Genomic DNA, 18,562 nt, shown 5'->3' with positions numbered 1-18,562 from the left:
ATGATCGCAACTTTATCAGTTTCGGCATCCGCTTTTGCACAATCTTCATCTGTCCAGACCGCGGTGGACGAAAACTTCTTAGAGCTTGAGACTGCCGTTTCCGAAGCGGGAGCTGCTCCAATCGCATCGATAGATCACGCGCGCCTGGCCAAGGCCGAAGGCGTCGAAATGCCAGCATCTCGTGTACTCGTTTTCTCTGATCCAGAGGTAAACACACCTATACTGGAGGAGAACGTACGTGCAGGTCTGGACCTTCCTTTTCGCGTTCTTTCATTCGATCAGGATGGTCGACCGCAGATCGAATACACAGACTCTCAGTTTCTCAAAGTTCGGCATGGTCTAATCAATACCCAAGCGTTGAATGCATTTGAGAACAAGTTGCTCGAAGTCCTGAACGACTTGGATGCAGCACCAGCGCCGACCAAAGGATTAGTTGCAAACCATGGCATCATCGAATTGCGATCTGAGCTCAGCGTTCCAGAGGCAGTGGAACGTGTCAGGACAGCTGTGATGGGACAGGACGATACAGTCTGGTTTGGGGAGATCGATTTTGCGGCCGAAGCGTCCCAACTGGGGACGGAGCTGCCGGATGCTGTTCTCTTGCTATTCGGCGGACCAGCGCCCGGTGGTGTGGCTATGGCGGACTTTCCGGCAATTGGTTTGGATGCCTTTTGCCAAAAACTATTGGTTTACGCGAATGAAGAAGGCGGCTCCGTAGTCATTTTCAATGACATCGCTGCTTTGGCGGAGTTGCACTACGGTTCTTCAGCCGAACCTCATCACGGTTTGAACAAACGGCTGACGGAGACATTTCGCAAGGCAATTGAGTAGCCGCTGTTAGGAAAACGCAAAAAACCTTTGCCGATTGGCCATCTTTTCGTCGTCCGCTTTGGGTTGATTTCAGCGGTTCTCAACGCAACAGGCCTACCACGCTTTGGGCCGTTCGTTAAACTTTGCAAAGGCCGCTTTCTGCGCATTGCTGTCATTGGGGCATAGAGCAGCATCGGTCAAAGTGGGCTCGAAGCGGACAGTCGGCAAATTTGGTGGAGCGTCTGCTTCGCGGATGGGGTGGATGGCGTCTGCAGCCAACCGTCGCGCTTTGCGGCGAACTGCAGAAGACATCTTCTGCAAGGAAAGGAGCCCCACCATGGAAGTCACGACAATAGGATTGGATCTCGGTAAAGACGTCTTTCAGGTCCACGGGATCGCTGATGACGGTACGGTTGTCTTCAATCGTTCGATCCGCCGCAGACAATTGCTGAAGTTCTTTGAGACCCTGCCGAGCTGCCTCGTCGGAATTGAGGCGTGTGGGTCGGCACATCACTGGGCGCGTGAGCTGACTGAAATCGGCCATGACGTGCGCCTCATGCCGGCGACTTACGTAAAGCCCTACGTGAAGCGTGGAAAGACGGATGCGGTTGATGCCGAGGCAATCTGCGAGGCCGTCACGCGACCGACCATGCGGTTCGTCGCTGTGAAATCGAAGGAACAACAAGCCCTTCTTACAATGCATCGCGTGCGCCAGCTTGTCGTGCGCCAGAAAACCCAGATGCTGAACGTGATCCGGGGTCTTCTTCGAGAGTTTGGTCATGTGATCGGGAACGGGCCGGTGGCGGCGATGCGCTTCGTCAAAGGGTTCAAAACCAACGATTGCCCGGACATGCCAGACGTTGCGAAGAGCATGCTCAAAACCCTCTGCGAGCAGGTTGTTGCACTCGACGAGCGCGTGGTGTTCTACGACAAACTGATCGAGTATCATTCGCGGATCGATGAACGGGCCAAGCGGATCAGAACCGTCCCTGGTGTTGGTCCAATCACCGCCTCTGCCATCGTCGCCACCATCGGCGACGGCAAACAGTTCAAGAACGGGCGCGAGTTTGCTGCTTGGCTTGGTCTCACCCCATTGAACAGATCGAGTGGTGGCAAGGAACGCCTCGGCCGGATTAGCAAGAAGGGTGACCGTTACATAAGAAGGCTTCTGGTGATCGGTATGACCTCACAAGTACAGCGCGCCCGCGGCTATCCAGAACGCGTGCATCCTTGGATCATGCAACTCCTCGAGCGCAAACCCGTCCGACTTGCCACGATCGCGATGGCAAACAAAGCCGCACGGATCATCTGGGCGATCCTCACCAAAGAAACATACTACCGGCAATCAGCGGCATAACCGGAGGCACTGAACAAAAAAGAATTGCAAGACGAATGCCATGATGGCACGTGCGGTCATCCGAGAACCCGGAAAACCCGAGCTTCGTCCTGAACTCTCAGGTTCGCTTTGCCGATTGGGACCAGGTTCACGGAACCCATCAAGGCCAGCGGCTCAAGCAAATGCCGCAATCAAAGGCCGGACACAGGACTGTACTGACCAGCCGCGCAATCAGAGCATTTTGTCCTTGCAAAGCAGACGCCATCCACACAGGACCAAGCGGACTTGTGCAAGCGCAGCGAACGTGAGTGTGAGAAATATTCGCGGATGCAGCATTGCACATTCGGCGATGCAGCAAGTTTCCCCAGACTGATCTTTTGAAGCTCTCGAAATTCGTTAGAAAGAGTCTAGCTTTGCGCGGCGATGTATTCGTCCGATTGGGAGAATGGGACGACAACGACCATGGTGTCGCCAGTTGCTGGCTGCGCAGACCCGGACCGGACTGCGAATTAGTGATCGCATAGAGTACTCCACCGCAACCAGAACATCACCGTCGGGAAGATCGGATAGATCAATTTGTCTAACGGTCGCCTTTGTCTTGCCATCGGCGTCCCTGTCGACGACCAGTGCGTTGAAGCTCATTGAGGTTCCCTCCGAAGAAATAATGCTTGGCTTGGTCCGATACTCAGCTGGGGCCGTGCCAATTGATCAGGCAGATCTCCGCGGATCGGCCGTCAAAGTCCCAGACCCGGCCATAGGCACGAACGCGGCCCTTGCCAGCCTGAGCGATCGTAATGTCCGGTCCCATCCAGTATCCGGTGTTTGACACCACGACATCTTGGTTTTGATCCGGGCCGGAAATCGGGGTGACTTCGCCCTGGATCTTCTTGCCCACCATCAAGCGGCGTGTCTTGCCTTCGGTGGTGTACTCGACCGGGGCCCGTTCGGCACCCAGGAACTCTGACACCATGATCGAAAACAGCCCGGTCGTGCCTCGGACCTTTCCGGAAAAAATCTGGATCAGCCCGTCGTAGGCAGCTTCAGAAGCACGTTCATCAATATATGCGGCAGCCTTCCAGTTTCCGCGTCCCATGTTGCCCGGAATGTCCATGAGCAGGCCGACATTCAGTCCGGCAAGGCTTTCGCCTGCGAAATGGCCTTCGTCGATCCGGACGCCCACCCAGGCCTGGCAATAACCTTCGGTCGGCGGGTGCTTGCCCAGCGAAACGACGCAGGGACAGAACACGGTGCAGTTGCAATTGAGGATCAGCTCCCCCTTTATGGCCCATTCGGGCAGCGTTTGTGACATGTGATTTCCTTTCATGAGGTCAGCGCCATCACCATGACCAGTCCGGACGATCCCAATAGCAGGACGCCCGCGGGTCGGGTCAGGGGTTTTCCGATTTCGGGTAGTTTTTCCAAGACCATGAACAGGGTCGCCGCCCCCATCCAGATCAGGTTCATGATGCCGCCCACGAAGGCCAATGCCATCAGGGCCCAGCAGCAGCCAAGACAATAGACACCCAGGTGCAGACCCATCCACAGCGACTGGCGCAGCCCCGGCGCCCAACGTTCCATGAAATAGGTCAGCGGCATCCGGCATTTTGCAAGACACGCGGCCTTCGCTTGAGTGAACTGGTAAAGACCGGCGCCAAAAAGCAGCGCGGCTGTCAGCCAGAGCGACAGACTGGAACCATCAGGCGCCAACAGGCCGAGACCTGCGAGAAATCGTTGTGCGACAGTGCCAATGAGCGAACCCCCAACCCAAATCGCGCCATAACCAATGACAAGGGCCAGCGCCTCCGTGGGGCGCGCTGCGCCTGCATGTCCAAGGTCAAGAAATACGCGCAAGGTCGGCACAAATGTCGGCATCATCATCGCCGCTGCCATGATCAACCACATCGCAAAGAGAGCGCCAAGGCCGGTGTCTATGGCCCCGCCGCACAACGCGCGCCAAAGGTCGCGCGGCACCCCGAACAAGGGCGACGTCATTGTCATGAAGAACAAGGCGGCCCATGCGCTCAGAACGATTGCAAAGAACGCAATCCAAACAATTGCGGTTCCAGCTTTCGGATGATTGAGACTGATCTGTAGCTTCGAAATCATGCCGCCGCTCCAAGTGTCCGACCGGCGATTCCTGCCATCCCTTGCTGCTGTAGCACGCCGGCCAATGTCTCACCGTTCACATCCTGAACCCGCAAAGCGCCCTCCAGTGCCATCGTGGCAGCAACACCCGTCGCCTGCCCCATTGCCATGCATTGCGGCATGCCCCGGACCGAGGCAAAGGCCACCGGATCGGCACAGATGAGGCGACCGGCGAACAGTAGATTCTCGATAGTTTCGGGAACCAATGCGCGGTACGGGATGGTGTAGTAGGCACCTTGGTCGACTGCCGCCTCATGGGTCATCTCCGCGCTGACGCGCATCACGTCGTCGATCGGGTTGTCGCAGGCGACGATGCCATCTGCGAACCTGGTACCCTCGGCGATGTCCTCTCCGGTGATGCGATAGAGCGCCTGCAGCTTTCGGGTTTCACGCACGCCAACGGTCGGGCCGAGCCCCCACATCTGCGCGTTTTGGAAGCCGGGCACATCCTGGATCAGAAAGTGCGCCACCTGGTGGCAGCGGCGGCGGCCCTCTTGCGTGGCACGGGCGATGGCCGCCGGGTCGGTGCCGTCGACGCCCCGGATGGTCACGGTGTTGCAGAACACGGTGCCGGGGTGGAAGCCACGCATCAGGTAGAGCTTGTGCAAATCGGGGTGTAGCCGCCCTTCGGCGATGCCTCGTGCGGCGAAGCGGCGGAAATAGGGGTCGCCCTCGGCAAAGGCGGCCTGCGTATCGGCACCGACCATGTGAAAGGTCAGGCTGACCGCCATCATGTTGCCCCGGTCGTCTCCCAGAGTATATGGCACGCCAGCGCGCGCGGACAGATCGCCATCGCCGGAACAATCGATCACCATGCGCGGGAGAAAGCGCAGCGGCCCCAGTCTGTCTTGCGCCGATACCGCGCCGATGCGCTTACCGGCCATTTCGGGCAGGCCCGAGAAGGTGTTCAGATGCAGGATGACGCCCGTCTGATCCATCATTTCGAACATGACCAGCGTTGCGGCCTCATGGTCGTATTGAACCTCAGGGCCGAAGTTTTCCAGCGCGCAAGGACGAACCTCGGCGGCGGGCGGCGCCATGGCTGACAGCCTGCCCGTCAGTTCGGCAAAGATGCCGCCGATACTGTGGCCCAGAGGATAGCCGCCGCCCCAGGGCATGCCAGGACAGGAGGCCATGACCCCGCCGATCTTGGGCCCGGCCTCGATCAGGCGGACGCGCAGCCCCTCTCGGGCCGCGGCAAGCGCCGCCGCGAAGCCGGCGGTGCCGCCACCCACCACCAGCACATCGGTTTCGATCTCGCGCGTCGGCTCTGCCATGGTCAGGCGATCCTCACGCCCTGGCGGAGCAGTTCGGCCTGAACCCCAGTCATGTCCACCTGTGCCACATCGCAGTCCGCCTTGACCGCCCACGCCGCGGCGACGCCTGCGCCCTGCCCGGCGACGGCACAGCAGGCCATGTTGCGTGTTGCCGCATGGGAGATCCGGTCGCCGCCAATGGCGCGGCCCGCAACCAGCAGGCCCTTGACCTTGCCCGGCAGCATCGCCCGGTAGGGGATCTGCATGTAGCGCCCGGTGGTCGGGATAATCAGCACGCCATAGCCGTCGATGAACTCGGGGTAGATGCCGATGGAATCCTCGAACCGGCCCTGCTGGCGCACGTCGGTTTCGGTGATGTTGTAGGCCGCATCGATCTTGCGCGTGTCGCGGATACCGATGGTCATGCCAAAGTTGCGTAGTCGCACACCGACGCAGCCTGGCATGAAGCGGCGCAGCGCCTCGATTGCCAGCATGGCCTGTTTACGCCCCTCGATTTCGCCCCGCGTCAGACTGTCCGGGTCGGTCCCGTCCACCCCCGCCAGGTGGACGAGGTTCATGTAGGTCAGTTCGCCCGTGTCATGCATCGCGCCCCATGTCCCGGCGATGGTGTTCAGATGCGGCGGGATCACGCCCGCCTCGATTGCCTTGGCAAAGGGTTTCTTGAGGAAGGGAGAGAACATGTCGTCCTCTTTCCCATCGGTTTCCACCGTCCATTCGCCGGTGGACCAGTCCTTGTAGGTCTGCGGGTCGCGGCGCACCTCGGCCATGAAGGCGGCCTTGTCCACACCGGCCAGGTGGAACATGACGCTGGCGGCCTGCATGTGTTCGGCGGGTGTCTTGTGGGTGGGTGCACCGGCCCGGTGCGCCACGTCGGCGTCGCCGGTGGCGTCAATCACGACACGGGCCAGGATCGCCTCGCGCCCGGCCTTGGATTCCACGATGATCCCGGCGATGCGGTCGCCCTCCATCACCGGGGCCACGAACTGGCGGTGCAGCATGCCGTGGACACCCGCTTCTTCGACCAGCCGATCGGCGACGAGCTTGAAGCCCTCGCTGTCGATCTCGTAACTCAGCGACTGGCTTTCGGGCACGGCGGCACCCATGTCGCGTGCGCGGTCTTCGAATTCGCGTCCGATACCGCCTGCCTCTACAGTGGCCTCGTGGCGATACCAGGCAAAACCCTCGACTCCGACAACGGTGATGTTGCCGCCGAAACAGCCAAAACGTTCCACCAGACAGACCTGGACCCCGGCCCGCGCCGCCGCAAGAGCTGCGGCAAGACCCCCGGGGCCGGATCCGACCACAAGCACGTCCGCATTATGGATGACCGGCGTCTGCCGGGCGGGTTCCGTGATGACAGTCATTTCGCCCTCAGAGGAACGGCAATTCACAAAGGGTACCTTCGACGGCTCCGGCCGCGCGCCTTACGACGACCCGGTCACCGGGTTTCGCAGAGGTCGCCACAAGCGCGAACCCGATGTTTTTCTTCATGCGGTAGGACCAGACACCGGTGGTCATGTCGCCAATGCGCGTGCCATCCTTGTCGATGCCGTTCCAAGTGAACTCCGCCTTCACCGGTTCCGAATTGTCCAGGACGACTCCCAGCTGATGCCGTTTCGGCCCCTCGGCCGCGATGCGGCGCAAGGCCTCGATCCCGATCGTGTCGTCGGGCACATGAAGATCGACATACTTGCCCATCCGAACCTCGAACGGATTGGTTTGCCCATCCGAGTCGCCGCCATACGAGACCAACCCGCTTTCGACACGTTCGCACCAGTTGGGGTTGCCTGGGCCGATGCCGTGGGGCTGTCCGGCTTCCTTGACCATGTTCCAGAGTGCAGTGCCCTTAGTGCCATCCATCAGGTAGATTTCGAACCCACCCTGCTTGGACCAGCCGGACCGGGCCACCGCCACGGGGATTCCGTCGATCTCTGTTTCGCGGAACCAGAAGTATTTCAGGTCGTGGACCCAGTCGCCGAAGATCGAGGCGACAACGGTTTCTGCCTTTGGCCCCTGTACGGCTAGCGGCGATACGTCTGGCTCGCTCACCTCGACATTCAAACCGCGCTCGCGCGCGATGGCCTCGGCCCAGAACCAGATGTTGCTGTCGGCGATGGACAGCCAATAGCGGTCTTCGTCCAGTTTCAGCAGGATAGGATCATTGATCAAGACGCCGTGGTGATTACACAGGGGGACATACTTGCCTTGCCCGATCTTGCATTTCGACAGATCACGGGGCGCAAGGATCTGCGCCAGCCGCCCTGCGTCCGGGCCTTTCAACTGCACCTGGCGTTCAACCGCCACGTCCCACATCGAGACGCCGTTGATGATGCGCCAGTATTCCTCTTCGGGGTGGCCGTACGAGGTAGGCATCAGCATGTGGTTGTACGTCGTCATGGCACAGACGCCGTCAGCCAGTGTCGCTTCGTAGAAGGGAGAAGGACGCAGACGTGTGGAAGGCGAGATCGAGAACATGGTAGCCCCGGAGATTGAGTGGAACGAAAACGAAGGGCCGCCGATCCGGGTGGACCGGCGGCCAGGAGTCAGTCGGCATAGGCCTCTGACAGGGAGGATGTTTGCTTAGGCGAGCCAGACGTTCCGCAGCGTCTGTCCAAACCCACCCATCGCGCCGACGGAATGAGGCGTGTAGCCCATAACGTTCTTTGCCGTTGCCTCAAGCTGGTTCTGGAACACAGGGTTCACGAAGCCGCCGTCGTCGTTCATCATGTGCAGCATGTCGCAGTACATCTGCGCGCGCTTGGCCTCATCCAGTTCGGCACGGGCGGCAAGGATCATGGCGTCGAACGTGTCCGATCCCCACATGGTTTCGTTCCAGCTGCCGCCCTTCATGTGAGCGATGGTCAGGAAAGCATCGACTGTCGGACGCGCCTGCCAACCCGACATGGTCATCGGTTTCTGCATCCAGATGTTCGACCAATAGCCATCAGACGGGGTCTTGATTACGTTGATATCTGCCGCGCCCTTCGCGGATTGCTGGAAGGTCAGCGCGATGTCGTTTGCGGTGCTGCCCGCGGTCTCGGACGTGTAGAGATCGACCGCGTTGACGCCTGCCTTGTCGAAGTAGAATTTCGCCTTGTCGAGGTCGTATTCAGCGGGCTTCACGTCCTCGCACCAATATTTGTAGGTGGGCCCGATCGGCGTGTCGGCCGAGATCGTGCCGATACCCTTAAACACCTGGTTCAGGATGAGTTCCCGGTCAAGCGCATGCTTTATGCCCTTGCGGAAGTCCGCGTTGTCGGTCGGCGCGCGGTCGACCATCATCACGATATTGGTGAAACCGCCCGTGGGCGTATTGTGCAGCGTGATGGAGTCGTTGCCACTCAACTGTTCCACGGCGAAGGCGGGTACGTCGCGGATGGCGTCGACGTCACCGGCCAGCAGCGTGCTGAGCGTGGCGTTGGCATCCGGCACAGGGATGAAGTCGATCCCGTCGAGATAGGGCTTGCCCTCTTCGTAGTAGTTTTCGAAACGTTCGAGGACAACACGTTCACCGGGGATGAACTCCATCACCTTGAACGGGCCCGAACCGATGGCCATTGCGAAATCGGTATGGCCTGCAGGGTGAATGGCAAGATGGTAGTCGGACATGATCACCGGCAGGTCGGCACTACCCGAGGACAGGGTGATCTTGACGGTCGAGGCGTCCGGTGCGTCGATCGCGGTGACGGTCGAGAGTAGCGCCTTGGCTGGAGATTCCGAGCCCTCGGCGATGTGCCGCGACAGGCTTTCGACGACATCAGCGGCGGTAACCGGCTGGCCGTTGTGGAAGGTCAGACCGCCACGCAGCTTGAAGCTCCATTCGGTGGCCGCGTCGTTGACGCTCCATTCTTCAGCCGCGTCGCCTTCGACCTCCAGCGTCGGCGTGAAACGGGTCAGGCGCTGATAGACGCAGTTCGAATAGATGCCGTCATCGGTATCGACCATGCGCACAGGTTCAAGCGTGTTGTCGGTGTTGCCCTGTGCGATCCGCAGCCAGCCGCCGCGCTTCGGTTCTTCGGCACGGGCCGGTCCGGCCATCGCAAGGATACCGCTTGCCGCCGGCACCAAAAGGCCGAATGCGCCCGCGCGCTTGAAAAAACCCCGGCGGCTGAGCGCGCCGGCCTTGTATTGCCGTACCAGGCTGTCGATGTCGGACATATCTTTCCTCCCAGATGACCGATGACGGGCTGCCCCGCTATTCCTTGGACATTGCGAGGGACAAGCGCAGTGCACAAACAACCGATTTCATGACTTTGCCATAACTGAGGTTATGGGTCCGACTTTCACCGCTCGCGCGTCAGGAATGGTTCTGCGGTCATGCCTGTTGGAACTGTCACACCCATTCGCGTCAGAATCGATGGCGCAAGTGCCAGCTGATCCAACATCGTCTCTTCTGGAGGCAAGCCACTGTCACCGAAGTAGTAGAAGGCAACGTCCTGTTGATCCTCTCCGGCACCGCCGTGATGGCCAAGGTCATCCTGACCATGATCTGCTGTGATAATAACGTCATAGCCAAGGTCGCGCCAACGAGTTACGTAGGGCGCAAGTGCTGCGTCAAGATAGTAGCAGGCGTCGCTCATCTCTCGTTTCCCATGGCCAAACCGGTGTCCCATGCTGTCAAGTGTCGACGTATGCAGCAGTCCGTAGTCGATCCCCTTGGCCTCGCAAAGATATGTCAATGTGGCGAACAGATCGGCATCGGACGGGCTCATCTGGTTGGCTTCCGTCGCATCGGCCATGGTGTGGAAACGGCCATGGTGGATCGGGCCTTGCGGGCTGTCGAGTTCGATGTCGCGCACGGGGTCGAACGGCATCCGGTGGAACAGTTCACTCCACCAACTCAGCGCCACGGCACCGGTCTTGCGCCCCGCCCCAGATAGTTCCGAGAACACATCCGGCGCCTCAAGACGCTGGCGGTGCTTGTTCCCGGTGACGCCATGGACGTGCGGCGGAAGGCCTGTGTGCATCGACGCATAGCAGGCCGAGGAAGTGGACGGCAGGACCGACCGCATCCGACGCACCCGTGCCTCACCCGAGGCGACCCAACCTTCGAGATTGCCGAACAGGCGTCGGAAATTCCGGTAGGGAACGCCGTCCAGGATGATGAGAAGAAGCTTTTCGGGATTCGTCATCAGGCTACCTCGAACAACCCGGCAGCCCCCATTCCGCCGCCGATACACATCGTGACAACAACGTATCGGACGCCGCGTCGTTTGCCGTCGATCAGTGCGTGGCCAACCAGCCGCGCACCTGTCATCCCGTAGGGGTGACCCACGGAAATCGCGCCGCCGTTTACGTTCAGCTTGTCGGGATCGATCCCTAGTTGGTCACGGCAGGGAATGGCTTGCGCGGCGAAGGCCTCGTTCAGTTCCCACAACCCGATGTCGTCGACCGTCAGCCCGGCCCGCTCAAGCAAGCGCGGCACGGCATAGACCGGGCCCATGCCCATTTCCTCCGGGGCGCAACCGGCGACGGCCAGCCCTCGGTATACCCCAAGCGGCGACAGCCCGCGCTTTGTGGCCGCTTCTGCCGACATCAGGACGCAGGCAGAGGCACCATCCGACAACTGGCTGGCATTGCCCGCGGTGACCAGCCCGCCCTCGACCACGGGCTTCAGGCCCGCCAGCGTGTCCGCCGTGGTGCCTGGGCGGTTGCCCTCGTCCCGCGTAAGGGTGACGGTTTCTTCGTGCACCTCGCCGGTTTCGCGGTTCTTGATCAGCTTGGTGGCGGTCACCGGGACGATCTCGTCATCGAAGGCCCCGGCGGCCTGCGCGGCGGCGGTGCGGGCCTGCGACAGTGCGGCGAATTCGTCCTGTGCCTCACGCGTGATGCCGTGCAACTGCGCCACGTGCTCGGCCGTCATTAGCATCGGCATATAGGCGTGCTCGGCCGCGCGGGTCACGGCGGGGTCTTTCTCGGCCATAACCCAGTCGAAATAGCGTGCCTGGATTGCCGAGATGTTTTCCTGACCTCCGGCCACCACGACGCCCATGCCATCGAGAGCGATCTGCTTTGCGGCAGTCGCAATGGCCATCAGCCCCGAGGCACATTGCCGGTCGATGGTCTGTGCGACCGCCGTGGCGGGCAACCCGCCCGCCAGCGCTGCTAGCCGAGCGACGTTTAGCCCGGCAGTGCCGGCAGTCAGGACCGAGCCCATCACGACGTCTTCAACCTCGGCAGGATCGACGCCAGACCTCTCGACAGCCGCTCGGATCGCGTGCCCTGCCAGCGTGGGTGACTTGATGTTGTTGAAGGCCCCCCGGAAGGCAGAGCCTATGGGCGTGCGGGCAGTCGAAACGATGACGACGTCGTTCATGGCGAAAGTTCTTTCCTAACAATAGCGGGTTCTCAGGGCTTTCTTGTCCAGTTTCCCGACCGAGGTCTTGGGCAGCGCTTCGACAACCTCGATCCGGTCGGGCACGGCCCATTTCGATAGCGCCCCGTCCGCGACCGCCCCGGCAAACGACGTGCGCAGTGCTGTCACAATTGCCTCCGGGGCATCGGTGCAGGCGACCACCAAGAGCGGGCGTTCGCCCCATTTGGGGTCCGGCACGCCGATGGCGGCGGCCTCAGCCACCCCCGCGACCCTGCTGGCAAGGTTTTCCAATTCGAGCGAGGAAACCCATTCCCCGCCGGTCTTGATCACATCCTTCAACCGGTCGGTGATCCGCAGGGTTCCACCTTGATCGAACAGCCCCACGTCGCCGGTATGCAGCCAGCCGCCGCGCCAAAGCGCCTGCGTGCCCTCCTCATTCTTGAGATAGGCCTGCGTTAGCCAGGGGGCGCGGGTGACGATCTCGCCGGTGGACTTTCCGTCACGTGGCACGTCGTTCATCTCGGGATCCACAACCCGGATCTGGACCATCGGCGCCGGTTTGCCGGTCGCAGTCCGCACCTCGATCGGCGCCTCTGGGTCGCGCGTCGCCATCATGTCAGCCACGGTAAGAAACGGACAGGTTTCCGACATGCCGTAAGCCGCGTGAATGTCGACGCCCCGCGCCAGTGCCTGGCCTGCCAGACCCTCCGGCAAGGCCGAGCCGCCGATGATAACCTTCCAGCGGCTCAGGTCCGTCTCTGCCGCCTCCGGCGCGTTCAGCAGCATCGCCAGGATCGTCGGCACACAATGCGAGAAGGTCACGCCATGCTCGGCAATCAGCGCTAGCAGGCGCGCGGGATCGTAACGCCCCGGATATACCTGCTTGAGCCCCATCAGCGTCGCGACGTAGGGAATGCCCCAGCCGTGAACATGGAAAAGCGGTGTGATCGGCATGTAGACATCGCCACGGTTCAGCCCGCCTCCGGGGATCGGACCCAGGCCCGATGCCACAGCAAGCGTGTGCAGCACAAGCTGGCGCTGCGAATAGCTGACCCCTTTGGGGTCGCCCGTCGTGCCCGTGGTATAAAACAGCGTCGCACGGATATTTTCGTCGAAGTCTGGAAAATCGCTGACCGGCGTGGCGGCGTCCAGAAGGGCCTCATACTCGCCCTCGGCTTTCACATCCGGGGGCGTCTGGCCGTCATCACTCATCACCACCAGGCGCCAGGGCCGCTCGATCCGGTCGGCGATCCCCATGAGCATCGGGAGGAAATCGACATGGCAAAGGATCAGGTCATCCTCGGCATGGTTGATCGTGTAGAGGATCTGTTCCGGCGAAAGTCGGATGTTCACCGTGTGCAGGGTTGCCCCTATCATTGGCACGGCAAAGAAGCATTCCAGATAGCGGTGGCTGTCCCAGTCCAACACCGCGACAACGCTGCCTTCGCAAGCGCCAAGGGCGCGCAAGGCCCCGGCCGCACGTCCGATCCGCTCTGCGAATATGCGGTAGTCGTAGCGCATAGTATCGGCATGAACGATTTCCTGCCCGGGCGCATGACAAAGGGGCGCGGTCAGGATCTGCTTGATCAACAAGGGGTAGGCATAGGCGGTCATGGGCTTCTCCGGTTTCAAAACTTGTGCCGCCTCAAGTCGGCATCGGGCAAACAACAAAAAACCGGGCTTTGCCCTGATCCAAGGCAACCCATGCCCGACCTATAACGAAAACACACCCATCATGTCTTCTATGGTTGTTTGTCGAAAACGACGCTTGCCCTGAAACTGCGAGCAGCCTTGAGGGAGGAACGAGGTGTATCGCATCATATTGACGCGCCTGGCGCAGGGTTTGCTGACCTTGCTGCTGGCATCCATCATCATTTTCGGCGCGACCGAAATCCTACCCGGCGATGTGGCCGAGGCGATTCTGGGACAAAGCCGCACGGACGAGGCGCTGGCCACTCTGCGTGAGGAGATGGGCCTGAACCGCCCGGCCATCGTACGCTACTTCGACTGGCTGGGTGGGATGGTGCAGGGTGACCTGGGCACCTCGCTGGCAACCAAGCGTCCCGTGGCCGACATGATAGAAAGCCGGATGTGGAACACACTGCGACTGGCGCTGCTGGCGGCGGCGATCTCGGTTCCGCTGTCGCTTGCGCTTGGCCTCTGGTCGGCGATGCGGGCCGGAGGCAAGGTCGACAAGACGCTGGCCATGACTACACTCGCGCTGATCGCGGTGCCCGAGTTCTTTATCGGCCTTATCCTGATGAAGGTCTTCGCGGTCGAGCTGAAATGGTTGTCCGCCTCTGCCAATACCCGACCATATTTCGATTTCTGGCAGAATTTCCGCGCACTTGCCCTGCCGGTCGCGACGCTCAGCTTTGCGGTTCTTGCGCATATGATGCGGATGACGCGGTCATCGGTGATCAACATTTTCACCTCGCCATATCTCGAGATGGCCGCGCTCAAGGGTCTGCCAAAGCGCCGTCTGGTCATCCGCCATGCGCTGCCCAATGCGCTGTCCCCGATCCTGACCGTGATCGCGCTGAACCTCAGCTATATGGTGTCCGGCGTGATCATCGTCGAAACCGTGTTCGGCGTCCCGGGTCTGACTCGCCTGCTGGTCGATGGCGTCACGCTGCGGGACATCCCGCTGATCCAGGCCTGCGCCATGATCTTCGGCGCCGTCTATATCCTTCTGAACCTGCTGGCCGATGTCCTGTCCATCATGGCCAATCCGCGCCTGAGGTACCCCAAATGAGCGACGCAACCGAAATTGCCAAGCCGCGCGCTTCGGTCTTTGCGGGCCTGCGCCTGACCTGGACCGCCACCATCGCGGGCTCGGTCCTGCTGTTCTGGCTGGTCCTTGCCCTGTTCGGGCCATGGATCGCGCCGCATGGCGAGGCCGAGATCATCTCGGGCACGACCTTTGCACCAATTGGCGAAGGCGGACTGTTGGGGACGGACAAACTGGGGCGTGACGTCTTCTCGCGCCTGATCTTCGGGGTGCGCACGACGCTTCTGCTTGCGCTGATCACCACGGTGATTTCCTTTGCCTTCGGCGTGACGCTGGGTTTTGCCGCCGCGATCCTCAAGGGCTGGTTCGACATCGTCGTCAGCCGCATCGTCGAAGCCTTCATGGCCTTCCCCTCGACCCTGCTGGCCCTCGTGGTGATCGGCGCATTCGGGACCTCGATCACGGTTCTGGTGCTCACGGTCGGATTGGTGCTTTCTACCAGCGTCTTCCGGGTGTCGCGCGCGCTTGGCTATGACATCGGTGTGATGGATTTTGTCGAGGCCGCCCGCGCCCGCGGCGAAGGCACCTGGTGGATCCTGACGCGCGAGATCCTGCCAAACTCCATGGCCCCGCTGATCGCGGAGTTCGGACTGCGCTTCACCTTTTCCATCCTGTTCCTGTCGGGCCTGTCCTTTCTGGGGCTCGGCGTTCAGGAACCGGCCGCCGACTGGGGCCTGATGGTGCAGGAAAACGTCGGCGGGCTGTTCCTGGGATCCTCCGCTGCACTGATCCCGGCCGCCTGCATCGCCTCGCTGACCGTATCAATGAACCTGCTTGTCGACTGGTTCCAGCAGCGTCAGCAAGGTGAAACCGTTCTGGAGAAGATCGACCAATGAACGATATCCTGACCATCAAGAACCTGCACGTCGAGGGTCGTCCGCCCGGGGGCAGCTATGTGCCGATCGTCAAGGGCGTGTCGCTGAACGTTGCCAAGGGTGAAGTGCTGGCCCTGATCGGTGAAAGCGGGTCAGGTAAATCCACGATCTCGCTGGCGTCGATGGGGTTTGCCCGGCCCGGCTGCCGCATCGCGGGAGGAGAAATCTGGCTGAATGGGCGCGACATCATGAAACTGTCACCGCATGAGCGCCATGCTCTGCGCGGTGACGAAGTGTCCTACGTTGCGCAATCGGCGGCAGCCAGCTTCAACCCCGCGCTTCGGATCGGCAAGCAGGTGATCGAGGCACCGCTCTGGCATGGCGCCGGCGATGCCGCGACGCTGACCGCCACAGCCGTCGATCTTTACCGCAAGCTGGACCTACCGAACCCTGACACCGTCGGCGACAAGTTCCCGCACCAGGTTTCGGGCGGGCAGTTGCAACGACTTATGGCGGCGATGGCCATGTCCTGCGGACCGGATCTACTGATCCTTGATGAGCCGACAACGGCGCTGGATGTGACGACGCAGATCGAGGTGCTGAAAGCCTTCAAGGACATCATCCGCGATCAGGGGACGGCGGCCATCTATGTTACCCACGACCTGGCGGTCGTGGCGCAGGTGGCGGACCGCATTCTTGTTCTCAAGAATGGCGAAATGGTCGAGGAAGGCCCAACCGCCCAGATCCTGAATGATCCGACGCACGAATATACCCGCTCGCTGATGGCCGCCGTCCGGCCCGCACCGCATCTGGTCGACCATGTTGACGGCAGCGCGGCGCAAGCGCCCGTCGTCTCCGCACGAAACATCACGGCGGGTTACGGGGCGCTTACCATCCTGTCGGATGTATCAGTTGATGTCCCTGCGGCATCGGTTGTGGGGGTGATTGGTGAAAGCGGCTGCGGAAAAAGCACACTGGCGCGCGTCGTCGCCGGCCTGACGCCGTTGCGAGAGGGAGAAATCAAACTTGATGGGAAGGTTGCGGCTCCAAGCGTGAAGGATCGACTCCGCACTACGCTCAAGGATTGCCAGATCGTCTTTCAGATGGCCGATACCGCACTGAACCCGCGCCAGCGGATTGGCGATATCCTGGGCCGCCCGCTGGAGTTCTATCAGGGCCTCAAGGGGCGCGCGCGAGCAGACAAGGTGGGCGAGCTTCTGGAACTGGTCGACCTGCCACGCAGCTTTGCCTCGCGCTTCCCAGGCGAATTGTCGGGCGGGCAGAAACAACGCATCAACCTCGCCCGTGCATTGGCTGCCGACCCCAAGGTGATCCTGTGTGACGAGGTCACCTCGGCGCTGGATACCGTGGTCGCGGCAGGGGTGATCGAGCTTCTGAAGTCGCTCAAGGACAAGTTGGGCGTGGCCTATATGTTCATCAGCCATGACCTTTCGACCGTCGCCTCTTTCGCGGATGAGGTGGTGGTGCTCTACGCCGGACGGGTGGTCGAGAAGGGACCGTCAAAGGCCGTCTTCAGCCCGCCTTTTCACCCCTATACAAGGCTGCTTCTGTCCTCGGTACCCGAGATGCGGCAAGGCTGGCTGGAAGGGGTGGCCGATACCGGCGAGGCTAAGGCCGCGAGCGCCGGAAGCGTGATCATTGGCGCCAAGGGCTGCCCCTTTGCAAATCGGTGCACACATGTGATTGCCGGCACATGCGACGGGGTCACACCGCCGCTGCGCGACCTTCCCGGCGGGTTGTCTGTCGCTTGCCACCTTGACGCTGATTCACTTCCGAGTAATTAAACGGTCAGCTGACAAGCGCCTGATAGCTCAGTACACGTAGCTGACGACGCAGGGTAAAGGCGCTCGAGGGAATGAGCTGGGTCATCAGGATCACGGTCATTTCCTCGACCGGGTCCACCCAGAAAGCTGTCGAGGCCATGCCGCCCCAGGCGAACTCCCCGGGTGAACCGACGATCTTTGCCCGCGCCGGGTCGAGCATCACCGAAACCCCAAGGCCGAACCCGATCCCTTCGAATGTGGTTTCGCTGAAATGCGCCTGCCCACGGCTGGCCAGATCGCCGCCCATGTGGTTCGACACCATCAGATCGAAAGTCTTGCGGCCAAGTAGCACCCCACCGTCAAAGGCTCCACGTCGCAACAGCATCGTCGCGAAACGCTGGTAATCCACCATCGTCGAGACCAACCCTCCCCCGCCGCTTTCCAGCGTCACCGGCGCGATGCAACGGTCCTGGTTCGCCGATGGAGTAAAACCCGCGGAGCTGTGGTCATAGAGCGTGGCCAGTCGGCTAGCCTTGTGGTCGGGAACAGAAAACCCTGTATCTATCATGCCAAGAGGGTCAAAGATCCGGCCCTTCAGGAAAGCGCCTAGCGTTTGCCCGCTGATGACTTCGATCAGATGGCCCAGAACATCGGTCGACAGACCGTAGAACCAGCGTTCGCCCGGATGAAACGCTAATGGAAACTCGGCCAGCGCCTCGACGGCTTGCGATATGGTGACAAAACCGCGGTCGAAATCGAGCCCGGCTGCCGACAGGCCCTGTTCCAGAGCATTGCCCTGCTGGTCTCCATAGACGATACCGGCCTGATGGGTCAGCAGGTCATGGATGGTCACCTGGCGTCGTGCCGGCTCGGTCGCGTCCAGAGCATGGCCCGGCCCCTTCCATACCCGGGGCGCACCGAAGGCCGGCAGGAAATCGGCAATGGGCTGATCCAACTGGAATGCCCCTTCCTCATACAGCATCAGCAGTGCGAGCGAGGTGACCGGTTTGGTCATCGAATAGATCCGCCAGATCGTATCGGGTGTGACGGGCTGGCGCGTAGCCGTGTCGGCATACCCCGCGTGTTCGGAAAACGCGACCTCCCCCCGTCTTGCGATCTGTACCGCCAGACCGCTCAGCCGCCCCTCGCGGACATGGGCCTCCATCCACTGCGAGATGCGCCGCAGGCGCTGCGGGTCAAAACCCGAGATTTGGTCGATGGGCAAGGCGGTACCTCCAGTGGATTCCGGCTCCATCCTGCGCCTGTTCGATCAAGGCTTTCAAGCGAC

General features: G+C 61.2%; 15 protein-coding genes. 5 read left to right on the top strand and 10 right to left on the bottom strand.

The window, feature by feature from the left end; translation table 11 throughout:
- A complete protein-coding gene (locus ACR3FC_RS15310) occupies nucleotides 1-831 on the top strand; it encodes a DUF302 domain-containing protein (RefSeq protein ID WP_480476242.1) in 831 nt (276 codons plus the stop codon).
- Nucleotides 832-1,147: 316 nt separating this feature from the next.
- Entirely contained in the window at nucleotides 1,148-2,167 is a 1,020-nt protein-coding gene (locus ACR3FC_RS15305; RefSeq protein ID WP_209599476.1) for an IS110 family RNA-guided transposase, read from the top strand.
- Nucleotides 2,168-2,831: 664 nt separating this feature from the next.
- Here ACR3FC_RS15305 and ACR3FC_RS15300 read toward each other — a convergent pair.
- The 9 genes from ACR3FC_RS15300 to ACR3FC_RS15260 form a co-directional block, all read right to left on the bottom strand.
- On the bottom strand, nucleotides 2,832-3,455 hold the full coding sequence (locus ACR3FC_RS15300) for a DUF1326 domain-containing protein (RefSeq protein ID WP_480476240.1): 624 nt from the start codon (nucleotides 3,453-3,455) through the stop codon (nucleotides 2,832-2,834).
- Between the two features lie 11 nt (nucleotides 3,456-3,466).
- The gene (locus ACR3FC_RS15295; RefSeq protein ID WP_480476238.1) at nucleotides 3,467-4,252 is read right to left on the bottom strand and encodes a DUF2182 domain-containing protein; all 786 of its coding nucleotides are present in this window, start codon (nucleotides 4,250-4,252) and stop codon (nucleotides 3,467-3,469) included.
- Nucleotides 4,249-5,568 carry an FAD-dependent oxidoreductase gene (locus ACR3FC_RS15290; RefSeq protein ID WP_480476236.1) on the bottom strand — a complete coding sequence of 440 codons (1,320 nt, stop codon included), beginning with the start codon at nucleotides 5,566-5,568 and terminating at the stop codon, nucleotides 4,249-4,251. Before ACR3FC_RS15290 ends, ACR3FC_RS15295 begins: the two co-directional genes overlap by 4 nt.
- A gap of 2 nt (nucleotides 5,569-5,570) precedes the next feature.
- On the bottom strand, nucleotides 5,571-6,932 hold the full coding sequence (locus tag ACR3FC_RS15285) for an FAD-dependent oxidoreductase (protein ID WP_480476234.1): 1,362 nt from the start codon (nucleotides 6,930-6,932) through the stop codon (nucleotides 5,571-5,573).
- Nucleotides 6,933-6,939: 7 nt separating this feature from the next.
- Entirely contained in the window at nucleotides 6,940-8,043 is a 1,104-nt protein-coding gene (locus ACR3FC_RS15280; RefSeq protein ID WP_480476232.1) for a glycine cleavage T C-terminal barrel domain-containing protein, read from the bottom strand.
- A gap of 105 nt (nucleotides 8,044-8,148) precedes the next feature.
- Nucleotides 8,149-9,726, bottom strand: a complete 1,578-nt coding sequence (locus ACR3FC_RS15275) for an ABC transporter substrate-binding protein (RefSeq protein ID WP_480476230.1) — start codon at nucleotides 9,724-9,726, stop codon at nucleotides 8,149-8,151.
- A 125-nt stretch (nucleotides 9,727-9,851) separates the two neighbouring features.
- A complete protein-coding gene (locus ACR3FC_RS15270) occupies nucleotides 9,852-10,700 on the bottom strand; it encodes an alkaline phosphatase family protein (protein ID WP_480476228.1) in 849 nt (282 codons plus the stop codon).
- A complete protein-coding gene (locus ACR3FC_RS15265) occupies nucleotides 10,700-11,884 on the bottom strand; it encodes an acetyl-CoA C-acyltransferase (RefSeq protein WP_480476226.1) in 1,185 nt (394 codons plus the stop codon). Before ACR3FC_RS15265 ends, ACR3FC_RS15270 begins: the two co-directional genes overlap by 1 nt.
- A 15-nt stretch (nucleotides 11,885-11,899) precedes the next feature.
- Nucleotides 11,900-13,498 carry a fatty acid--CoA ligase gene (locus tag ACR3FC_RS15260; protein WP_480476224.1) on the bottom strand — a complete coding sequence of 533 codons (1,599 nt, stop codon included), beginning with the start codon at nucleotides 13,496-13,498 and terminating at the stop codon, nucleotides 11,900-11,902.
- Between the two features lie 193 nt (nucleotides 13,499-13,691).
- Here ACR3FC_RS15260 and ACR3FC_RS15255 point away from each other — a divergent pair, with 193 nt between their 5' ends.
- The 3 genes from ACR3FC_RS15255 to ACR3FC_RS15245 are packed head-to-tail and all read left to right on the top strand — an operon-like array spanning nucleotide 13,692 to nucleotide 17,295.
- Complete coding sequence (locus ACR3FC_RS15255; protein ID WP_480476222.1) at nucleotides 13,692-14,639, top strand: ABC transporter permease; 948 nt, start codon at nucleotides 13,692-13,694, stop codon at nucleotides 14,637-14,639.
- A complete protein-coding gene (locus ACR3FC_RS15250; protein WP_480476220.1) occupies nucleotides 14,636-15,511 on the top strand; it encodes an ABC transporter permease in 876 nt (291 codons plus the stop codon). The genes ACR3FC_RS15255 and ACR3FC_RS15250 overlap by 4 nt, the downstream gene beginning before the upstream one ends.
- Nucleotides 15,508-17,295: an ABC transporter ATP-binding protein gene (locus ACR3FC_RS15245; RefSeq protein WP_480476218.1), complete on the top strand. Its 1,788-nt coding sequence runs from the start codon at nucleotides 15,508-15,510 to the stop codon at nucleotides 17,293-17,295. The genes ACR3FC_RS15250 and ACR3FC_RS15245 overlap by 4 nt, the downstream gene beginning before the upstream one ends.
- 4 nt (nucleotides 17,296-17,299) lie before the next feature.
- On the opposite strand, the gene ACR3FC_RS15240 is transcribed toward ACR3FC_RS15245, so the two are convergent.
- Nucleotides 17,300-18,499 (bottom strand): serine hydrolase domain-containing protein, encoded by a 1,200-nt coding sequence (locus tag ACR3FC_RS15240; protein ID WP_480476216.1) that lies wholly within the window; start codon nucleotides 18,497-18,499, stop codon nucleotides 17,300-17,302.
- Nucleotides 18,500-18,562 lie beyond the last annotated feature (63 nt).

The organism is Ruegeria sp. AF3, from assembly GCF_056536285.1.
Note: the sequence above shows the minus strand (reverse complement) of the source record. Positions and strands in the feature narration are given on the sequence as shown.

Excerpts from the sequence above, each read along its gene's own strand:
- ACR3FC_RS15300 (WP_480476240.1), bottom strand. The coding sequence starts at position 3,455 with ATGTCACAAACGCTGCCCGAATGGGCCATAAAGGGGGAGCTGATCCTC.
- ACR3FC_RS15290 (WP_480476236.1), bottom strand. The coding sequence starts at position 5,568 with ATGGCAGAGCCGACGCGCGAGATCGAAACCGATGTGCTGGTGGTGGGT.
- ACR3FC_RS15275 (WP_480476230.1), bottom strand. The coding sequence starts at position 9,726 with ATGTCCGACATCGACAGCCTGGTACGGCAATACAAGGCCGGCGCGCTC.
- ACR3FC_RS15270 (WP_480476228.1), bottom strand. The coding sequence starts at position 10,700 with ATGACGAATCCCGAAAAGCTTCTTCTCATCATCCTGGACGGCGTTCCC.
- ACR3FC_RS15295 (WP_480476238.1), bottom strand. The coding sequence starts at position 4,252 with ATGATTTCGAAGCTACAGATCAGTCTCAATCATCCGAAAGCTGGAACC.
- ACR3FC_RS15260 (WP_480476224.1), bottom strand. The coding sequence starts at position 13,498 with ATGACCGCCTATGCCTACCCCTTGTTGATCAAGCAGATCCTGACCGCG.
- ACR3FC_RS15250 (WP_480476220.1), top strand. The coding sequence starts at position 14,636 with ATGAGCGACGCAACCGAAATTGCCAAGCCGCGCGCTTCGGTCTTTGCG.
- ACR3FC_RS15305 (WP_209599476.1), top strand. The coding sequence starts at position 1,148 with ATGGAAGTCACGACAATAGGATTGGATCTCGGTAAAGACGTCTTTCAG.
- ACR3FC_RS15265 (WP_480476226.1), bottom strand. The coding sequence starts at position 11,884 with ATGAACGACGTCGTCATCGTTTCGACTGCCCGCACGCCCATAGGCTCT.
- ACR3FC_RS15245 (WP_480476218.1), top strand. The coding sequence starts at position 15,508 with ATGAACGATATCCTGACCATCAAGAACCTGCACGTCGAGGGTCGTCCG.
- ACR3FC_RS15310 (WP_480476242.1), top strand. The coding sequence starts at position 1 with ATGATCGCAACTTTATCAGTTTCGGCATCCGCTTTTGCACAATCTTCA.
- ACR3FC_RS15280 (WP_480476232.1), bottom strand. The coding sequence starts at position 8,043 with ATGTTCTCGATCTCGCCTTCCACACGTCTGCGTCCTTCTCCCTTCTAC.
- ACR3FC_RS15285 (WP_480476234.1), bottom strand. The coding sequence starts at position 6,932 with ATGACTGTCATCACGGAACCCGCCCGGCAGACGCCGGTCATCCATAAT.